Source organism: Janthinobacterium sp. UMAB-56 (genome assembly GCF_900095265.1).
Lineage (GTDB): Bacteria > Pseudomonadota > Gammaproteobacteria > Burkholderiales > Burkholderiaceae_D > Janthinobacterium.
This window is the reverse complement of sequence record NZ_LT607673.1, coordinates 1-16550: the sequence shown is the minus strand read 5'-3', so window position 1 is coordinate 16550 and position 16550 is coordinate 1. Positions and strand designations below refer to the sequence as shown.

Below are 16550 nucleotides of genomic sequence, written 5' to 3'. Positions count from 1 at the left end.
CGAGGAGCGCATCATGAAACTGTATTACGCAACGGGAACGTGCTCCCTGTCGCCGCACATCGTGGCCATCGAGGCGGGCATCGCGCTCGAGCTGGAGCGCGTTGATATTCGCAAGATTCCACGCGTCACGGAAACGGGCGCCGATTACGCGCAGGTGAATCCGAACCTGTATGTGCCCGCGCTGGCACTGTACGATGGCACCATCTTGCTGGAAGGCACAGCCATCGTGCAATACCTGGCCGACCTGGCGCCGGACAGTGGCCTGGCGCCGCCGCCGGGCTCATTGGCGCGCGTGCGGCTGCAATCGTGGCTGGGGTTTATCGCCACCGAGCTGCACAAGGCCTTCAGTCCCTGGCTGTTCCACCCGGAATACGGCACCCAGGCGCAGGACGTGGCCCGCTCGCGCATCGCCGCCCGGCTCGACCACGTCGAGCGGCACTTGGCCAGCGGCGGGCCATACCTGCTGGGTGGCACCTTTACCGTGGCTGATGCCTATCTGTACACCATCCTCAGTTGGTCGGATGTTGCCAGAGTCGACCTGGAATCTTTCCCAAAGGTGAGGGCGTTGCTGGCAAGCATAGGCGCCAGACCGGCCGTGCGCGAGGCCATTGACAGGGAGGCAACGCGGCAACAGGCATGAGATATTGATAAATCATATTTCTATCATCACAACATGCAATTGGATTGTTATGTTGCAACGCGGCATCATTGCACCTGTCTCCTCTACTTCCTCACAGGAATTAGATTCAGCCCGCTCCCGTAGCGGGCTTTTTTTTGCCCGTTTTGAAGGCACAAAGCTGCGCACGCTTGCTTGTCATCATCGCCATCGTGTTGCTTTTGTGCATGCTAAACTGGGCCTTCCCCAGACCAAGGTTCCTGATGCTTCAACTATTTCGCCACACGCTGGAGTCCACGCCCATCCTCGCCCTGTTTCTCGTCATCGGCGTCGGTTATGCACTGGGGCGCATCAGCGTGTTCGGTTTTTCGCTGGGCGTGGGCGGCGTGCTGTTCGCCGGACTGGCGCTGGGCGCATTCGCCCCCGGGGCCGTGCCACCGCCGATGGTCGGCTCCATCGGCTTGCTGCTGTTCCTGTATGGCATAGGCGTGCAATACGGCGTGCAGTTTTTCGCCGGTTTGCGCGGGGCGGGGCAAAAACATAACCTGATCGCCTTCGTCGCCGTCATGGGCGGCCTGGCCGTATCCATCTGGGGCGGGCAGTGGATCGATATCTCGCTGCGCATGGCCAGCGGCGTGTTTGCCGGCGCCATGACCAGCACGGCGGCCCTGCAGGCGGCGCTGGAAGCGTCGCATGGCAATGGTGACGCGGCCGTCGGCTATGCTGTGGCGTATCCGTTCGGCGTCGTCGGCCCTATGCTGGGCCTGTACCTTGCCGGGCGCATCTTGAAACCCGTGCTGACGCCGCCGCCGGCGCCCATCATCGTGTCGGAAATTACCATCGATGCAGCGAAATTGGCGGGCGCGGCCTTGTCCGAACTGGCCGACGGCCCTCTGGCTGGCGTGCAAGTGATCGGCGTGCGCCAGGGGCACCAGAACCGCTTGCCCGATCCATCGCTGGTGCTCGGCGTGGGCGACGCGCTGATGGTGTCGGGCACGGTGGCGGGTGTGGAAGCGGCCCGCACGGCGCTGGGCCATCTGGACCCGGGACGCCTGATGAAGGACCGCAGCGCGTTCGACGGCACGGAAGTGTTCGTCTCGGACGCGGCCATCGTCGGTGTGCCGCTGGGCGAACTCAAGCTGGCGCAGGATTTCCCGCTGCAGATCGCCTTCATACGCCGTGGCGACGCCATGATCTTGCCGCACCCCTTCCTGACGCTGGAATTCGGCGACAGGGTGATGGTCATCGCGCCGGCGAAACATGCGGCCGAGGTGCGCAAGCTGTTCGGTAACTCCATTACGGCCACGGCCGAGTTCAGCTATGTGTCGCTGGGCATGGGCATGGTACTGGGCGTACTGCTGGGACTGGTGCCTATCCCCTTGCCGTGGATAGGCTCGTTCAGCCTGGGCCTGGCGGGCGGCCCGCTGGTGATGGCGCTGATTTTGGGCCGCCTGGGCAGAGTGGGCAAGATCAGCTGGCGCTTGCCCCTGTCGGCCAACCTGGTCATGCGCAACTATGGCTTGACGATTTTCCTCGCTTCCGTCGGCATGGCCTCCGGCTTGCCGTTCGTGCAGCAGGTGGGCGCCGATGGCTTGCCCATGCTGGCGCTCGGTGCCGTGACGGTGCTGGTGGTGGTCGCGTTGGTGGTGATCCTGGGCAAGGTCTTCCTGCGCCTGCCATTCCCTGAACTGCTCGGTATCGCGGCCGGCGCCACGGGCAACCCGGCCGTGCTGGTATTCGCCAACCGCCTGGCCAAGTCGGACCGTCCGAACCTCGGCTATGCCATGATTTTTCCCAGTATGACCATCGTCAAGATCGTTGCCGTGCAGGTGCTGCTGCACTTGTATGGGTAATTACGGCAAGAGGCAAGCATTCGCACCGATGTGACAATGCGTGAGTTTTTTCTCTTGGCAATTTGTTACTCTCTATTGCTGTTCGTAACCACGAGCCCCGGGGCATAACGTGACGATATCGTATGGCATCCACCCGTTTGTAAAATCTAGCAATCTAATTAATCGAAGGCCTTGAATGTATATTGTCGCTCCCCTTTTCCTTGTCACAGGTGCTGCCCTGCTCGTTATCGGTTTCAGGAGAAATAATCGAAAACTACTTACCTTCGCAGCTTGCCTGTGGCTTGTTTCCGGTGCATGGGACGATTTCTCTGAAGGTTTTGTACGTGGCGCGAACAACAACGCTCCAGCAGTGTCATCTTCGCATGCCCCATAACATGCGCCCCTCTTTATCCAGGCATGACAGGTAGCTTACCTGGCATCAGTTTGCGGCCCAGGCTGTGTAAAAACGCAAAAAACACGAGATTTTCAGGGGCAGAGTGACCATTCCCCGTGTCGAGAAAATCGCCTAACGGCAGTTCTTGAGCGGTCGTTTTTTCTCACGCCGCAATTTTTTGCATTTTTACGCGGTCTGGGCCAGAAGCGGTCATTGCCAGAATTTGATTGATTATTATTTTTATGTCTTTCTACACTTAAATGTTTGGAATGTTCAAAAAGCGGCAAGCGTCGACGTCTCTTCCTACGCACGGTTCTGAAGACCGGCGCTGCTTGGTTTTCATCCCTGCGCTTGTGACCGTTCTCCTCCATGCTGAAAAAACGTTGGGCAGGCCATTGACAGAGCCTGAAGTCATCGCTATCCGCGACAAAGCGGTTTGCATGGCGATGCCCGCTTCACAAGCTGAAATGATGGAGGCGAAACGCGGCTACGCGGACATTGTTGCAGAGACTGTTTGGCCTGAATGGCAATCGGTGCGCCTGCAACTTGGTCAAGTGTGATGATTGAGGCTCGTCACTCCGAAATCGCCTAGCGATTGTTCACCTTTAGGCTGCCAATTAAGTCAGCCGGCATTGAATTCCCAGACTTAAAAACAAGTGCCTCCACCGTCCGCTTAGTGGCGCAAGCCGCCTATGACGCAGTCGGCCAATTCCAAGCAATTCCAGCCTATTCCAACCACAACACCTTGCCACATCGGCCTTTGTAAAACCTCTGGCGCCACTCACAATCTGTTGTACAATCATTGAGAACGGTCGTGCTTTTTTGTGCGCTGAGCTTCCTTGCGTGCAGTCATCACGGCAACCGATAAGAACAAGGAGACAGACATGGACTTGCATTACACAGCCGAGGAGACGGCGTTCCGCGACACGGTGCGCGCCTTCCTCGACAGCCATCTGCCGGCTGACTTGCAGCGCAAGGTGCGCCAGCATCTGCGCCTGGCGAAGGATGATTATGTGCGCTGGCACAAGATTGTCGCGCAGCAAGGCTGGGCCGCACCGGCCTGGCCTGTCGAACATGGCGGCACGGGCTGGACGTCCGTGCAGCGCCACATCTGGGAAGACGAGTGCGCGCGCGCCGCCACGCCGCCGATTTTGCCGTTCGGCATCAACATGGTGGCGCCCGTCATCATGGCTTTTGCCAGCGCCGAACAAAAAGCCTATTACCTGCCGCGCATCTTGAATTGCGACGACTGGTGGTGCCAGGGCTATTCGGAGCCGGGTGCCGGCTCCGATCTCGCTTCGCTGAAAACCACGGCCCAGCGCGATGGCGACCATTACATCGTGAATGGCCAGAAAACCTGGACCACCCTGGGCCAACATGCGGACATGATCTTTTGCCTGGTGCGCACCGATAGCACGGTGCGCAAGCAGGAAGGCATCAGTTTCCTGTTGATCGACATGAAAACGCCGGGCATCACCGTGCGCCCCATCATCATGCTCGATGAAGAACACGAAGTGAACGAAGTCTTTTTTGACAATGTGCGCGTGCCCGTCAGCAACCTGGTGGGCGAGGAAAACAAGGGCTGGACTTACGCCAAGTATCTGCTGGGCCACGAGCGCACGGGTATCGCCGCCGTGGGTCGCTCCAAGCGCGAACTGACTTTCCTCAAGCAACTGGCCATGCAGCAAGCCAAGCGCGGGGCACCGCTGCTGCACGATCCCGCTTTTGCCGCCAAGGTGGCCCACCTGGAAATCGAATTGATGGCGCTGGAAATGACGGTCTTGCGCGTCATCAGCGAAGAAGGCAAGGGACCGGGACCGCAGGCCTCGATGCTGAAGGTGCGCGGCTCGGAACTGCAGCAGCAACTGACGGAACTGATGGTGGAAGCCCTCGGGCCGCAAGCCTTGCCTTTCGACCCGGCATTTCTTGACGGCAGCGCGCCGCACAGTAGTGGCGGCGACGATCTGGCCGCGCCGCTGGCCGCGTATTACTTCAATTACCGCAAGACATCGATCTATGGCGGTTCGAATGAAATCCAGAAAAACATCATCACGCAGATGATCCTGGGCCTGTAAGGCAGAAGGAGACGACATGGACTTTCAATTTAATCAGGAACAGCAGCAATTTGCCGACGCGCTCAGGCGCTGGGTCGACAAGGATTACCCATTTGAAACGCGCAAGCAGATCGTCCACTCGGCCACGGGCGTCTCAAGCGCAGCCTGGTCCACCCTGGCCGAACTGGGCATGACGGCCTTGCCGTTGCCGGCCAGTGCGGGCGGCTTCGACGGCACGGCGATCGATATGCTGCTGGTGATGCAGGAACTGGGGCGCGGCCTGGTGGTCGAACCCTATTTTGCCACCGTGCTGGGCGCGCGCTTTCTGACCCTGGCCGGCGGCCACGACGGCGTGCTGGAGCAGGTTGCCAGCGGCAGCCTGAAGCTCGCTTGCGCGCTGGGCGAGCGCCAGTCGCGCCACGATATGCATGACATCGCCACCACGGCCACGGCCAGCGGCGACGGTTTCGTGCTCGACGGCGAGAAAACCGTCGTCATCCATGGCGCGCAGGCGGGTTCGTTGATCGTTTCTGCCCGCAGCGGTGGCAGCCAGGATGAGACGGACGGCATTTCGCTGTTCCTCGTGCCGGTTGATGCGCCCGGTGTCAGCGTGCGCGACTGCCGCACCATCGACGGCCAGCGCGCCGCCACCGTCACCTTTGTGCAAGTGGTGCTGGGGCATGCGGCACTGATTGGCCAGGCGGGGCAGGGCTGGAGCGTGCTCGATGCTGCGCTCGACTATGGCGCGGCCTTGCTGTGCGCGGAAGCCGTGGGCGCCATGGATGCCATCTTTGCCGCCACCCTGGAGTACCTGAAGACGCGCCAGCAGTTCGGCGCGCCTATCGGCAAGTTCCAGGCTTTGCAGCACCGCATGGCCGACATGTACATCCACCTGGAGCAAGCCCGTTCGATGGCCATGCTGGCCGCCGCCAAGGTCGATAGCGATGATATGGCGGAGCGCCGTCGCACGGTGTCCGCCGCCAAGGTACGGGTGGGACTGGCCGCCACCTTGGTCGGCCAGCAAGCCGTGCAATTGCATGGCGGCATGGGCGTGACCGATGAATTGCCCACCGCCCACCATTTCAAGCGCCTCTCCATGATCGCCCTGACACTGGGCGACGTGGAGCACCATATCGAGCGCTTTATCGCCCAACCGGGCTTTTTGCCGACGGAGACAGCATGACCGCATTGACCGGAATCAAACCCAAGCACTGGTATTTCGAAGATTTTACGCAGGGCCTGGAAATCGACCTGGGCCAGCGCCACGTGACGGAGGCGGAAATCATCGCCTTCGCGACGGATTTCGACCCGCAGCCGTTCCACGTCGACCATGCGGCAGCGGAAAAGACCATCTTCAAGGGGGTCATCGCCAGCGGCTGGCATACCTGCGGCATGATGATGCGCCTGGTGGTGGACAATCTGCTCAAGCATTCATCCAGCATGGGCTCACCCGGCCTGGACAGCATCCGCTGGCTCAAACCCGTGCGCGCGGGCGATACCCTGCACCTGACCTACCAGGTCAAGGAAGTGCGGCCATCGACCTCGAAGCCGGATCGCGGCGTCGTCATTTCCGTGTGGAGCGTGCGCAACCAGCATGGCGAAGTCGTGACGACAGTGGAGGGCATGGGCATGTTCGGCCGCCGCCCGGTAGAGCCAGTGGAGCAGAACCATGCGTGATATCGCCGGCATCGCCGGTTTTCAAGCGCTGGCGGGACAGCACGTGGCCGTTTCCGACTGGCTCACCATCACCCAGCAGCGCATCGATACCTTTGCCGACGCCACGGATGACCATCAATGGATTCACGTGGACGCCGAGCGTTGCGCGCGCGAGTCGCCGTACGGCTGCACCGTGGCGCACGGCTTCCTGACCTTGTCCCTGCTGCCCGCCATGTTGCAGGGGGCCTTGCACATGGCCGGCATCCGCATGGCCATCAACTATGGGCTCAACAAGGTGCGCTTTCCAGCGCCCGTGCCCGTCGGCAGCCGCTTGCGCGCGCGGCTCGACATTCTTTCCGTCGATAACTTGCCGGAAGGCGCACAAGTAAACTGGGCCGTCACCATGGAGAGGGAAGGCGACACGAAACCCGTGTGCGTGGCGGAGTTTTTGATGCGCTGTTATCCGTAAGTAGTTAGTCTCACTCGTCCTCCGACGCGCAATACCTGTCCCGCCCCGTTTGCTTGGCGCGGTACAGCAAGGCGTCGGCGGCGCGAATCAGTGCGCTGGGGTCCATGCCTTCGGTGGGCATGACGCTGGCCATGCCCAGGCTGACGGTGACGTGCGGGCCGACGCTCGATCTGGCGTGCGCGATGTGCAGGGCGCGCACTTCGTCGAGGATGCGCTGTGCCACCACTTCGGCCCCTTCGCGCGTTTCCTGCGGCAGCAGGATGATGAATTCCTCGCCGCCATAGCGCGCCAGCAGGTCGGGCGGGCGCACGGCGCAGCGGCGCAAGGCGGCGCTCACCTGCTGCAGGCACAGGTCGCCCGCCTGGTGGCCGTACGTATCGTTGTAATCCTTGAAATGGTCGATATCTGCCATGATGAGTGCCATCGGCACGCTGTCGCGCGCGCAACGCCGCCATTCGCTTTCCATGGTGTCGTTGAAACTGCGCCGGTTGGCCACGCCCGTCAGCGAGTCCGTCAGCGACAGCTCTCGCATGGCGTCGGCCTGCCGCTTGATGGTCAGCTGGCTGCGCACGCGGGCGCGCACGACGGCCGCGTTGAACGGTTTCGTGATGAAATCGACGGCGCCCGCTTCCAGCGCCCGCGTCTCGTCTTCGGGCTGGTTCAGCGCCGTGACGAAGATGACGGGAATGGCACAGAGGATGGCCGATTCGCGCAGCGCATTGCACACGGCATAGCCATCCATGCCGGGCATGACGGCGTCGAGCAGGATCAGGTCGGGCAGTTGATTATGCGCAATTTCCAGCGCTTTCTCGCCGCTCAGGGCGAACAGCACCTCGTGTTCCTCGCGCAACAACTGGTGCAGGATCTGGATGTTTTCCATGGCGTCATCGACGATGAGGATGCGCCCGTTCATGGCAAGGTTGGTCCAGCTCACTTGTTTTCCTCTCGTTTCAGCTGATCGAGCACGAGTTTTTCCGCCTCGGCAAAATTCAGCGTTTCAATCGCCTGTGCCATCGCCAGGGCCGCTTCCCGGTCCGCCTGTTGCAGGACGGGTTGCAGGGCGTGGAATTGCGCCAGCGCTTTCAAGTTATTGTTGCCTATCAAGACGAGCAGCTCGGCCAGGCTTGCGCGCAGGTCGACCGGCCCGCTGCCGGGCGCGGCCTCGGCCGGCTGGCTGCGCCGCAGGGGCGAGGGCAGGGCGCGCGCCGCTTCGATGACTTCGGCCATCGCTTGTTCGAGGCGGCCCAGCAAGGCGGCTATGGCGTGCGATTGCCCCGTTTTCAGCGCTTTTTCCCCTTCCCCAGCCAGGCTGGCGATATGCGTGGCGCCCAGGTTGGCCGCCACGCCGCACACGCGGTGCAGCAACTGCGTCGCCTGCAGCACCCGGCCTTCGGCCAGCAGGTGCCGGGTTTCCTCGACGGCGTCGCCTTGCGAATTTTCAAAGCGCTTGAGCAGGGCCAGGAAGGCGCCGTAGTCGCCGCCGAAGCGGTGCAGTGCCGCTGCCAGGTCGATGCCGGCTACCGTGGCAGGTACTTCGGGCGTCTGCACGACGGCATGGCCGGCCACGACGGCGCCGCCGTTTCCCAGGGGCGCCGGCACCAGCCGGGTCAGGGTCTGGATCATGTCGTCGACATCGATGGGCTTGGCCACATGCGCGTTCATGCCGCTGGCGATGGCGCGCAGGCGGTCCTCGTCCATGGCATTGGCCGTCATGGCGATGATGGGCAGGTCCGGCAAGCCCAGCGCGCGGATGGCCAGGGTGGCGTCGTAGCCGTTCATGACGGGCATCTGCAAATCCATCAGCACCGCGTCCCAGGCATCCGGCGTGCTGGTGAGCAAGTCGACGGCCAGCTTGCCGTTGGCGGCCACGGTCACGCGCGCGCCCGAGTGCAGCAGGATGTATTGCGCCACTTCCTGGTTGATTTCATTGTCTTCCACCAGCAGCACCCGCATGCCTTCCAGCAAGCCCGACAGGGGAGTGGAAACGGGCAGCGCTGACGGGGCGCTGCGCCCTTCGCGTACGGCCGTCACGGCCGCCATCAGGCGTGCCGGGGTGGCCGGTTTCGAGATGATGGCGGCCAGCATCAGGCTGTCGGCCAGGCGTTCGAGGTTTTCGCTATCCTGGTCGGCCACCAGCATGATCACGGGCGGCAGCGCCAGGTGTTCGTCGGCGCGCGCCTCGGTGAGCATGGAAATGCCATCCATGCCGGGCATGGCTGCGTCGAGCAGTAGCAGGTCCGCCGCCGGGCCGCCGCTGGCATGGGCACGCAGCAGGGCCAGCCCGGCCGCGCCGCTGTCGGCGCTGCGGCTGTGCCAGCCCTGCGCCGCGCACCAGTCTTCCAGCATGGCGCGCACGCTGGCGTTATCGTCGATGATCAGCAGCGACAGCTCCCTGGGCGCGCTCTTGCCGGGCGATTCGGGCGCCGCCGCCACCTTCTCGAAACGGCAACTGAAGCGGAAGTCGGAGCCCTGGCCGAGCGCGCTTTTGACGCTGAGGGTGCCGCCCATCAATGCCACCATGCGCCGGCAGATGGCCAGCCCCAGTCCCGTGCCGCCGTATTTGCGGCTGGTGCCGCTATCGCCCTGGGAAAACGCGTCGAAGATGCGTTCCTGCTCGGCCGCGCCGATGCCGATGCCCGTGTCGCGCACGGAAAACTCGAGCGTGGCGCTGGCAGCATCCTCGGCGACCTTGTCGATGGCCAGCACCACTTCGCCCTGCGAAGTGAATTTGACGGCGTTGCCCACCAGGTTGATGAGGATCTGTTCCACGCGCAGGGCGTCGCCGATCAGTTCGTCCGGCACGCCGGGGCCGAGCACGAACACGGGTTCCACGCCGCGCGCCCAGGCGCTGCTGGCCAGCAAGACGCTGACGCTGCCCAGCATGCGTTCGAGCTGAAAGCGGCGTTGCTCCAGCACCAGTTGTCCCGCCTCGATCTTGGAAAAATCGAGCACGTCATTGACGATGTTGAGCAGCGACTGCGTGGCCATCTGGATCTTGCCGACATAGCTGCGCTCGCGCCGCTCCAGTGGCGACTCTTCCAGCAGACGGGCCAGGCCGATGATGGCGTTCATCGGCGTGCGGATTTCATGGCTCATGTTGGCGACGAATTCGCTCTTCGCCGTGCTGGCAGCCTCGGCCTTGTCGCGCGCGCGCACCATTTGTTCGTTCAGTTCGTGCAGGCGCAATTCCGTGCGCTTGAGTTCGGACACGTCCGAGGCCAGCACGAAGAAGCCGCGCACGCCGCCGCTGTCGTCGACGTCGGGGATATAGTTGGTCCACGTATGGCACACCTGGCCTGCGGGATCGAGCAGGTCGCGCTCGAAGCTTTGCGGCCGGCCCGCCAGCACGCCTTCGACGTGGGGCGCATGCACGTCGAACAGTTTCTGCCCCAGCAAGTCGCGCATATGGATGCCGGCCAGTTCGGCGCTGCTGCGGCCAAACCATTCATTGTAGAAATTATTCGCAAAACGGCAACGCAAATCGGCGCCCCAATACGACACCATGCCGGGCAGGTTGTCCGTGACCGTGCGGATGAAGCGCTCGTTTTGTTCCAGGCGCAAGGTGGTGGCGTGCAGCACCTCGGTGGCGCGCTTGCGTTCCGTGATATCGATCGATACTCCCAGCACATGGCTGGCGCGCCCCGCATCGTCGCGCAAGACCACCTTGCGCGTGGTGAAGTGGCGCGTGGTGCCGTCGGCCGTATTGATCGCCTCCTGTTCGATTTCCACCATCTGCCCCGTGGCCAGCAGCTTGCGGTCGGCGCTGACGAAGGCGGACGCCTGCTGTGGCGGGAAGAAATCGTGATCGGTCTTGCCCAGCAATTGCTCGCGCGAGCGTCCCAGGGTCAGTTCCGCGTGGCGGTTGACCATTTCAAAGCTCAGCTTGTCGGCGCGCTTGACAAAAACCATGGCCGGGATGTTTTCGATGATGGTGCCAAACAGATGTTTCGAGCGGCGAAATTCCGCTTCGCTACGGTGGCGCTCGCTAATGTCCAGCCACAGTCCCGACACACCCAGCAACTGCTGTTCCGGGCCGAAAATCGGGTGAAACGACACGATCCAGTGACTGAGCTGTTCGCGCTGCTGAGCGCTATGGCCTTTCAATTCGATGTCGACCATGGGCGATCCCGTCTCGATCACTTGGCGCACCCAGCGTTCCACGTCGGCGCGCACGGCGTCGTCGAACAGCATGGTGCCGACGGGGCGGCCCAGGTGCTGCGCCACGCTGGTCCCGTTGATGGCGGCCAGGTAGTGGTTGATCATGACGATGCGCAATTCCAGATCCAGGAACAGCATGCCGATGGGCGCCGTCGCATACACGGTTTCCAGCAGGCGCGTGGATTTTTCCAGTGCCAGCGTGCGTTCGGCCACCAGGCTTTCAAGCTGTGTGCGGTGGCGCCGCAGGTCGCGTTCCAGTGCGCCCAGTGCGCTGCTCATGTCGGCCGATTCGCGGTCCGCATGCAGTTTCGCGTGCAGGGGCTTGCCCTGCGCCAGCGCGTGGATCTGCAAGGTCAGTTCCTGCATGGTGCGGGCCAGGCGGCCGCCCACGCGCCAGGCCAGGGCAAAGCCGGCGGCCAGCAGCAGCGCCAGGATGAGCGAGCCCGTGACCACGGAGCGCAGCAGGGCTTCGGCCACCGTGCTGGTACGCATGGTGACGGCCACCGTCCAGGCGGCGTCCGGGGCGCGGCGAAAGCCTGTATACACGTCGATGCCTTCCAGGGTGGCATGGCGCAGCACGCCTTCGCGTGACTGGCGTATCTGTTCCAGCAGGGGCGCGGGGCTGCGCTGGCCCACATAGCGCTGCGGCGCCAGCGTGCGCGCCACGTTGATGCCGTCGGCATTGATGATGGCCGCGCCCAGGTAGGCCGGCAGGTGCAGCTCGCGCAGCAGCAAGGACAGGTAGTCGGGCCGATACAGCGCCGTCAGCACATAGGCTGGCCCCTTGTCACGCGGCAAGGGCAGGTTCAGGGCCAGCTGCGGCACGCTGTCGGGCGCCTTTGCCAGGCTGGTCAGCCGAGGCTTGCCGTAGTCGCGCGTGCGCTCCATGCTGGCGGCCCATTTTTGCGGCAGGGGAGGCGGCGCCTGGCTGGCGGGCAGGGCCGTATTGATCAGTTGGTCGCCCTTGGCGTCGGAGACGATGAAGGCGCTGACGGCCAGGTTCGGCTGCAGCAGGCTGCCGGCCAGGACGCGCAGGGCGCCGATGTCGTCGGTTTGGAGGGCGGGCGAGACGGCCAGGATGCGCGCGGCCATCTGCGCGCCGCTCAGGTCGCGTTCGACGGCGGCGGCGACCGCCCGCGCCGCCTGCGCCGTTTCGCTGACGACATGCTCGCGTTCGCGCGTGTAGTTGTGCGCCACGAGCAGGAGAAACACGAGTGCCGTCGGCATGACCCAGGCAAGCACCAGCCATGAAATTCGTGAGCGTATCGAAGGCAAATCTTGCACCCGGAAAGCTCCCAGAATGGATGAGTCGACAGGCAGGCTCACGCCGGCGCTGGCTGACCTCGAATGAAAAGATGCTAGACGAAATTGATTGTTCTGACAAGCCTAGTTTCTGTACTGGAAAAAAACGTGCGAGAACTCTATTCGGGAGGGCACGGCGAATGACGGGAGCCTGCTTAGCAGGCAGGCGACGATTCGGCGCTGCAGCGACAGGATACGTCTGTGATAGTGACCGCCCTGTCAGAAAAAGACGGCGGTACGGGGAATGATTGCACCGGTATTGCCATAGGGTATGGTTGCCCGCACGCTGCCTGTGCCTGCCACACCATCGTCGAGTTTGCTGTCGATCTGCTCGGCGTAGCTCTCGGGCAAGTTGTCGAAGCGGATGCCGTTGCCGGCCCGTCCACCGACTTCGTCGTTGTACAGGTAGACGGCGCCGCCCTGGGCGCTGGTCATGAATTGCGAAGTGCCGTTGTAGGAGCCGGTGATGAAGCCGCCCAGCGCCAGATGCTGCGGCGCCAGCGTGAATTCGCGTGGCTGGCCGTCGCCGATCTGGCCGTCGCCATTGCCGTTGCCGGCCGAGCCTGGCACGTGGGTGGTGCCCTGGATATCATCGCCGGGCAGGGCGCGGTACTTGTCCTGGTAGGCGTTGACGGCGGCCGTCAGCGCATTCGATTGCTGGATGATGTTTTTCACCTTGGCGCTGTCGATCAGGCCTTGTCCCTTGAGCACGCCACCGAGCAGCAGGCCGATGATGACCAGGACGATGGCGATTTCTACGAGCGTGAAGCCGTGCTGGCGGCGTGGGAGCATGGGGGTTTCCTTGGAAAAAAAGTACTGGGGCCTGGTATGGCAGTTTACTGCAATTGGCGCCGGGCGCGCAGGGCTTTTCGGTCGGCCCGTCATGGCGCCACCTTTGCTTTCTTTGCGGCAATTTGGGCGGCAAGTTCGTCGAGCCGGCGCGCGAGGAAAGCCAGCTCGTGCGGGTCGGTGATTTGCCCACTGGCGATCAGGCCGCCGATCACCAGGCGGGCGCTGTCGAGCTGGTCCATGTCTTCCAGGGTGAACGCTTCCATCTCGCGCACCCAGGCTGGCACGTGCGGCCCCGTCGCCAACTGGCGCAATTCGCGTGCGTAGCCGAGCGCCAGCGGCAGGTCGTGCAGCTGGTGCTTTGCTACCAGGGTCGCCTGCGCCATGGCGGGCCAGCGGCGGTTCGGGTCGGCGGCGAAACTGGCGGCGACGAAGGCCAGCATGCGCCGCGCGCGCTGCGGGTCGGCCACGCCCGCGTACACGGTGCTGGCCGCCACCAGCGCATACTGGCTGCGCGGATCGAGCGTTTGCGCCGTCTCCAGCCAGCCGGCCAGGCGTTCATAGTCGAGCTGGCGCCAGGGCAGGCTGACACCGGCCTGGTCTTCGAACGACTGCAGGTACAGCAGCATGGCTTTCGACATGGCCAGTGGCTCACCCAGGCTGGCCAGGCGTGCTACGCCCGCCGGCGGCGCGACGGGCAGGGGCCGCGCCTGCGCGGGAGCGTGCTGCTGCGCCAGTCGCCAGCCCAGTTGCAGCAGCAGGCACGCTGCCAGCAACCAGCACAGGGGGCGTGGCACGCTGGACCAGGGGCGCAGGGTGGCGGCCATCAGATGTTGCGGCGGTAAAAGTCGCACAGCGCGCAACTGGACAGCAAGCCGACATAGACAATAGTTTGCATCGCCACGCGGCCCAGGGCTTGCCAGTCGCCGGTGGCGTACAGCAGCCAGTCCGTGCGCGCAAAGGCGTCGAGGCTGGGCAAGAGCAGGGCCAGCACGTCGATGGCGCCGGCCGCCGCCCGCTGCACCAGGGAGTCGCCCGCCTGCGGGCCGTGCGCCAGCAATTGCAGGCTGCCCAGCATGCGCGCCAGCACATAGAAGCCGCCTGTGGCGGCCAGCGCAGGCAGGGCCTGCTGCAGGCTGGCTGCGCACAGCAAGCTGAAGGCGGCGACGATCCACAATTCGCCCAGCAGCGACAGCGTCCACAGCGCGCATTGCGCGGGCGCGGCAAATAGCGCCATCAACAGGCCGAACAGCAAAGCGGGCACGGCCGCCAGCGCGCCGTAGCCCAGCAGCTTGCCCAGCAGGTAGGCGGCGCGCGGCATGGGCAGGGCCAGCAGCAATTCCAGGCCCCGGTCGGCCGCTTCGCGCGCCATGCCGGTGATAATAAAAGTGGCCAGCAGGAAGACGCCGGCCAGGCGCAGCGTGGCTGCCAGCAGTGCTGCCTGCACGGCGCCGCTTTCCGTCAGCGCCAGTTGCTGCAGGAAGCCGGCCAGGCCGGCGGCGGCGCAGGCGGCCAGCACGAATAGCCACGGCAGGCGGCTGCGCAACGCTTCGAGCAGCGTGTAGCGGGCGATGGTGAGGGCGGGCAAGAGCATCGACATCAGCGGGGCAGCCTTTGCGCCACCACCATGCGGTTGAACAGGATGTTCGGCGACAGCCAGGTGACGAGGTCGTCGAACCCGCCGCCTGGCTGCTGCGGGCCGCTGGCGGCGCGGCTGAGGACGGTGGTGGCGTTCGATGCATTGTTGCGCTCGTCGACATTGTTGCCGAAAGGCACAGCCTGTCGCCGGCCTTGCGCGCTTGTTGCGCCGAAGCCGTTCTTGCCGTGCGACATGATCATGGCGGGGATGTCGTTCAGCGCCGTCGCCTGCAGCAGCGCGCCGCCGTTGCGCGTGACGATGCTGATGTCGCGCGGCGTGGTCAGGCTGAAGAGCTGGCCGCTGTCGCTGAAGGCTGGCGTCACGCTGTAGCGCAACAGATTGTTCCAGCTGTCGCCCGGACGCAGCCCCAGGCTGGCCCACGGCAGGAAGCCGACGCGTTTTTCTCCATTGCAGCGCGTGCCGCGCCGGTCTTCCAGGCCATTGCCGGAGGAAATGGCGGGACACGGCAGGTAGCCGTAGCGCAGTGCGTAGCCCGTCAGCGCCTCTTTCGCTTCGTCCAGGGCCTTTTGCGTCTCGGCCACCTTGCGCTGCTCCAGCTGCACCGTCAAGGGCGTGACCAGGCCGCCTATCATCAGGCCGACGATGACCAGCACGATGGCGATCTCGATCAGGGAGAAGCCGCGCTGGCGGCGCGCAGGGAGCGGGCGGGCGCTCATGGCAGGTTGCGCGCGGCGCGCATGCGTTGGTACAGGCTGGGCAAGGTAATCCAGGTCAAGAGGTCGTCAAAGGCGCCACCGGGCAGCGCGGCATTGTCGCTGGCGGGGCGGGCGATGAAACTGCGGCTGGCGCTGTTGTTACTGGCTTCGTCGAGATTGCCGCGCGCCGTATTGATCTGCGTCACGCCGCTGGCGGCCGTGCCGTGATGATCCTTGCCTTGCGAGAACAACACGACGGGCAGGCATTGGGCGCTGACGTCGCATTGCGCCTGTCCCGCCACGTGGACGAAGTCGCCGCGGCCGTCGCGCGTGAGGACGACGCGATTGGCGATGGCGGAAAACGAGACGATGGGCGCGCGCGCCATTTCCGGCGTGACGCTGTAGCGCAGCAGCTTGCCCCAGGCGTCAACGCCCGCCACGCCCAGCGCCACCCACGGCAAAAAGCCGCTGCACTCGGCATCGTCGGCGCAGTCGGCGGCCCGTTCTCGCCCATCGAGGGCGGAAGCGGCAGGGCGGGGCAGGCGCCCTTGCGTGGCGGCAAAACCCAGCAGGGCTTCGCGCGCCTGCGCCAGGGTGGCCAGGGTGCGCTGCTGGCGTTCGGCTTCGCCCGTATTGCGGCCGAAGGCGCTGATCAGCAGGCTGGCCGCGCCCAGGCCCAGCACGGCCACCAGCAGGAGCAGGGCAGCGCCGCGCTGGCGACGAGCTTGGCGATGCGCTTGCCATGCTGTCATGGCTGCGCCTCCTGCGCTTCGCTGACCGTGCCGCTGGCCGGGTCGTAGCGCTGGCCAGGTTTCAGCAGCACCACCTGGCCCGTCGACAGGCGCAAGCTCAGGGTTCCAGGCGTCCCGGACTCGTCGCGCGCGAGACGGTTGTGCGGCTCGTTCTGCGCTTCCTGGTTTAGCCACACGGTGGAGCGGCCGCTGCTGCGCGACACCACGCCATTCAGTTCCACGGGCGGGGCGGG

15 protein-coding genes are annotated in these 16550 nt (G+C 64.2%); 7 read left to right on the top strand and 8 right to left on the bottom strand.

The window, feature by feature from the left end:
- Positions 1-13 precede the first annotated feature (13 nt).
- From K0F85_RS26555 to K0F85_RS26525, 7 genes are all read left to right on the top strand, one after another.
- A complete protein-coding gene (locus K0F85_RS26555; RefSeq protein ID WP_219118846.1) occupies positions 14-640 on the top strand; it encodes a glutathione S-transferase C-terminal domain-containing protein in 627 nt (208 codons plus the stop codon).
- Positions 641-879: 239 nt separating this feature from the next.
- Positions 880-2469 carry an aspartate:alanine exchanger family transporter gene (locus K0F85_RS26550; protein WP_219118845.1) on the top strand — a complete coding sequence of 530 codons (1590 nt, stop codon included), beginning with the start codon at positions 880-882 and terminating at the stop codon, positions 2467-2469.
- A 705-nt stretch (positions 2470-3174) separates the two neighbouring features.
- The gene (locus K0F85_RS26545) at positions 3175-3402 is read left to right on the top strand and encodes a hypothetical protein (RefSeq protein ID WP_257638183.1); all 228 of its coding nucleotides are present in this window, start codon (positions 3175-3177) and stop codon (positions 3400-3402) included.
- Positions 3403-3726: 324 nt separating this feature from the next.
- Positions 3727-4917: an acyl-CoA dehydrogenase family protein gene (locus tag K0F85_RS26540; RefSeq protein WP_219118843.1), complete on the top strand. Its 1191-nt coding sequence runs from the start codon at positions 3727-3729 to the stop codon at positions 4915-4917.
- A gap of 16 nt (positions 4918-4933) precedes the next feature.
- Complete coding sequence (locus K0F85_RS26535; RefSeq protein ID WP_219118842.1) at positions 4934-6079, top strand: acyl-CoA dehydrogenase family protein; 1146 nt, start codon at positions 4934-4936, stop codon at positions 6077-6079.
- The gene (locus K0F85_RS26530) at positions 6076-6573 is read left to right on the top strand and encodes a MaoC family dehydratase (RefSeq protein ID WP_219118841.1); all 498 of its coding nucleotides are present in this window, start codon (positions 6076-6078) and stop codon (positions 6571-6573) included. Before K0F85_RS26535 ends, K0F85_RS26530 begins: the two co-directional genes overlap by 4 nt.
- Entirely contained in the window at positions 6566-7021 is a 456-nt protein-coding gene (locus K0F85_RS26525) for a MaoC family dehydratase (RefSeq protein ID WP_219118840.1), read from the top strand. Before K0F85_RS26530 ends, K0F85_RS26525 begins: the two co-directional genes overlap by 8 nt.
- Positions 7022-7031: 10 nt before the next feature.
- Here the strand turns inward: K0F85_RS26525 and K0F85_RS26520 are convergent, their stop codons facing one another.
- The 8 genes from K0F85_RS26520 to K0F85_RS26485 form a co-directional block, all read right to left on the bottom strand.
- Positions 7032-7955: a diguanylate cyclase domain-containing protein gene (locus K0F85_RS26520; protein ID WP_219118839.1), complete on the bottom strand. Its 924-nt coding sequence runs from the start codon at positions 7953-7955 to the stop codon at positions 7032-7034.
- Positions 7952-12406, bottom strand: coding sequence for a PAS domain-containing protein (locus K0F85_RS26515; protein ID WP_219118838.1), 4455 nt, complete (start codon positions 12404-12406; stop codon positions 7952-7954). The genes K0F85_RS26520 and K0F85_RS26515 overlap by 4 nt, the downstream gene beginning before the upstream one ends.
- Before the next feature lie 294 nt (positions 12407-12700).
- Positions 12701-13273, bottom strand: coding sequence for a prepilin-type N-terminal cleavage/methylation domain-containing protein (locus K0F85_RS26510; protein WP_219118837.1), 573 nt, complete (start codon positions 13271-13273; stop codon positions 12701-12703).
- Positions 13274-13362: 89 nt separating this feature from the next.
- On the bottom strand, positions 13363-14097 hold the full coding sequence (locus K0F85_RS26505) for a hypothetical protein (RefSeq protein WP_219118836.1): 735 nt from the start codon (positions 14095-14097) through the stop codon (positions 13363-13365).
- A complete protein-coding gene (locus K0F85_RS29260) occupies positions 14097-14870 on the bottom strand; it encodes an ABC transporter permease (RefSeq protein ID WP_219118835.1) in 774 nt (257 codons plus the stop codon). The genes K0F85_RS26505 and K0F85_RS29260 overlap by 1 nt, the downstream gene beginning before the upstream one ends.
- Positions 14870-15586 (bottom strand): prepilin-type N-terminal cleavage/methylation domain-containing protein, encoded by a 717-nt coding sequence (locus tag K0F85_RS29255; protein WP_219118834.1) that lies wholly within the window; start codon positions 15584-15586, stop codon positions 14870-14872. Before K0F85_RS29255 ends, K0F85_RS29260 begins: the two co-directional genes overlap by 1 nt.
- Positions 15583-16317: a hypothetical protein gene (locus K0F85_RS26490; RefSeq protein WP_219118833.1), complete on the bottom strand. Its 735-nt coding sequence runs from the start codon at positions 16315-16317 to the stop codon at positions 15583-15585. The genes K0F85_RS29255 and K0F85_RS26490 overlap by 4 nt, the downstream gene beginning before the upstream one ends.
- Positions 16314-16550, bottom strand: a 237-nt coding sequence (locus tag K0F85_RS26485; protein WP_219118832.1) for a hypothetical protein, incomplete at its 5' end; no start/stop codon positions are given. The genes K0F85_RS26490 and K0F85_RS26485, both read right to left, overlap by 4 nt.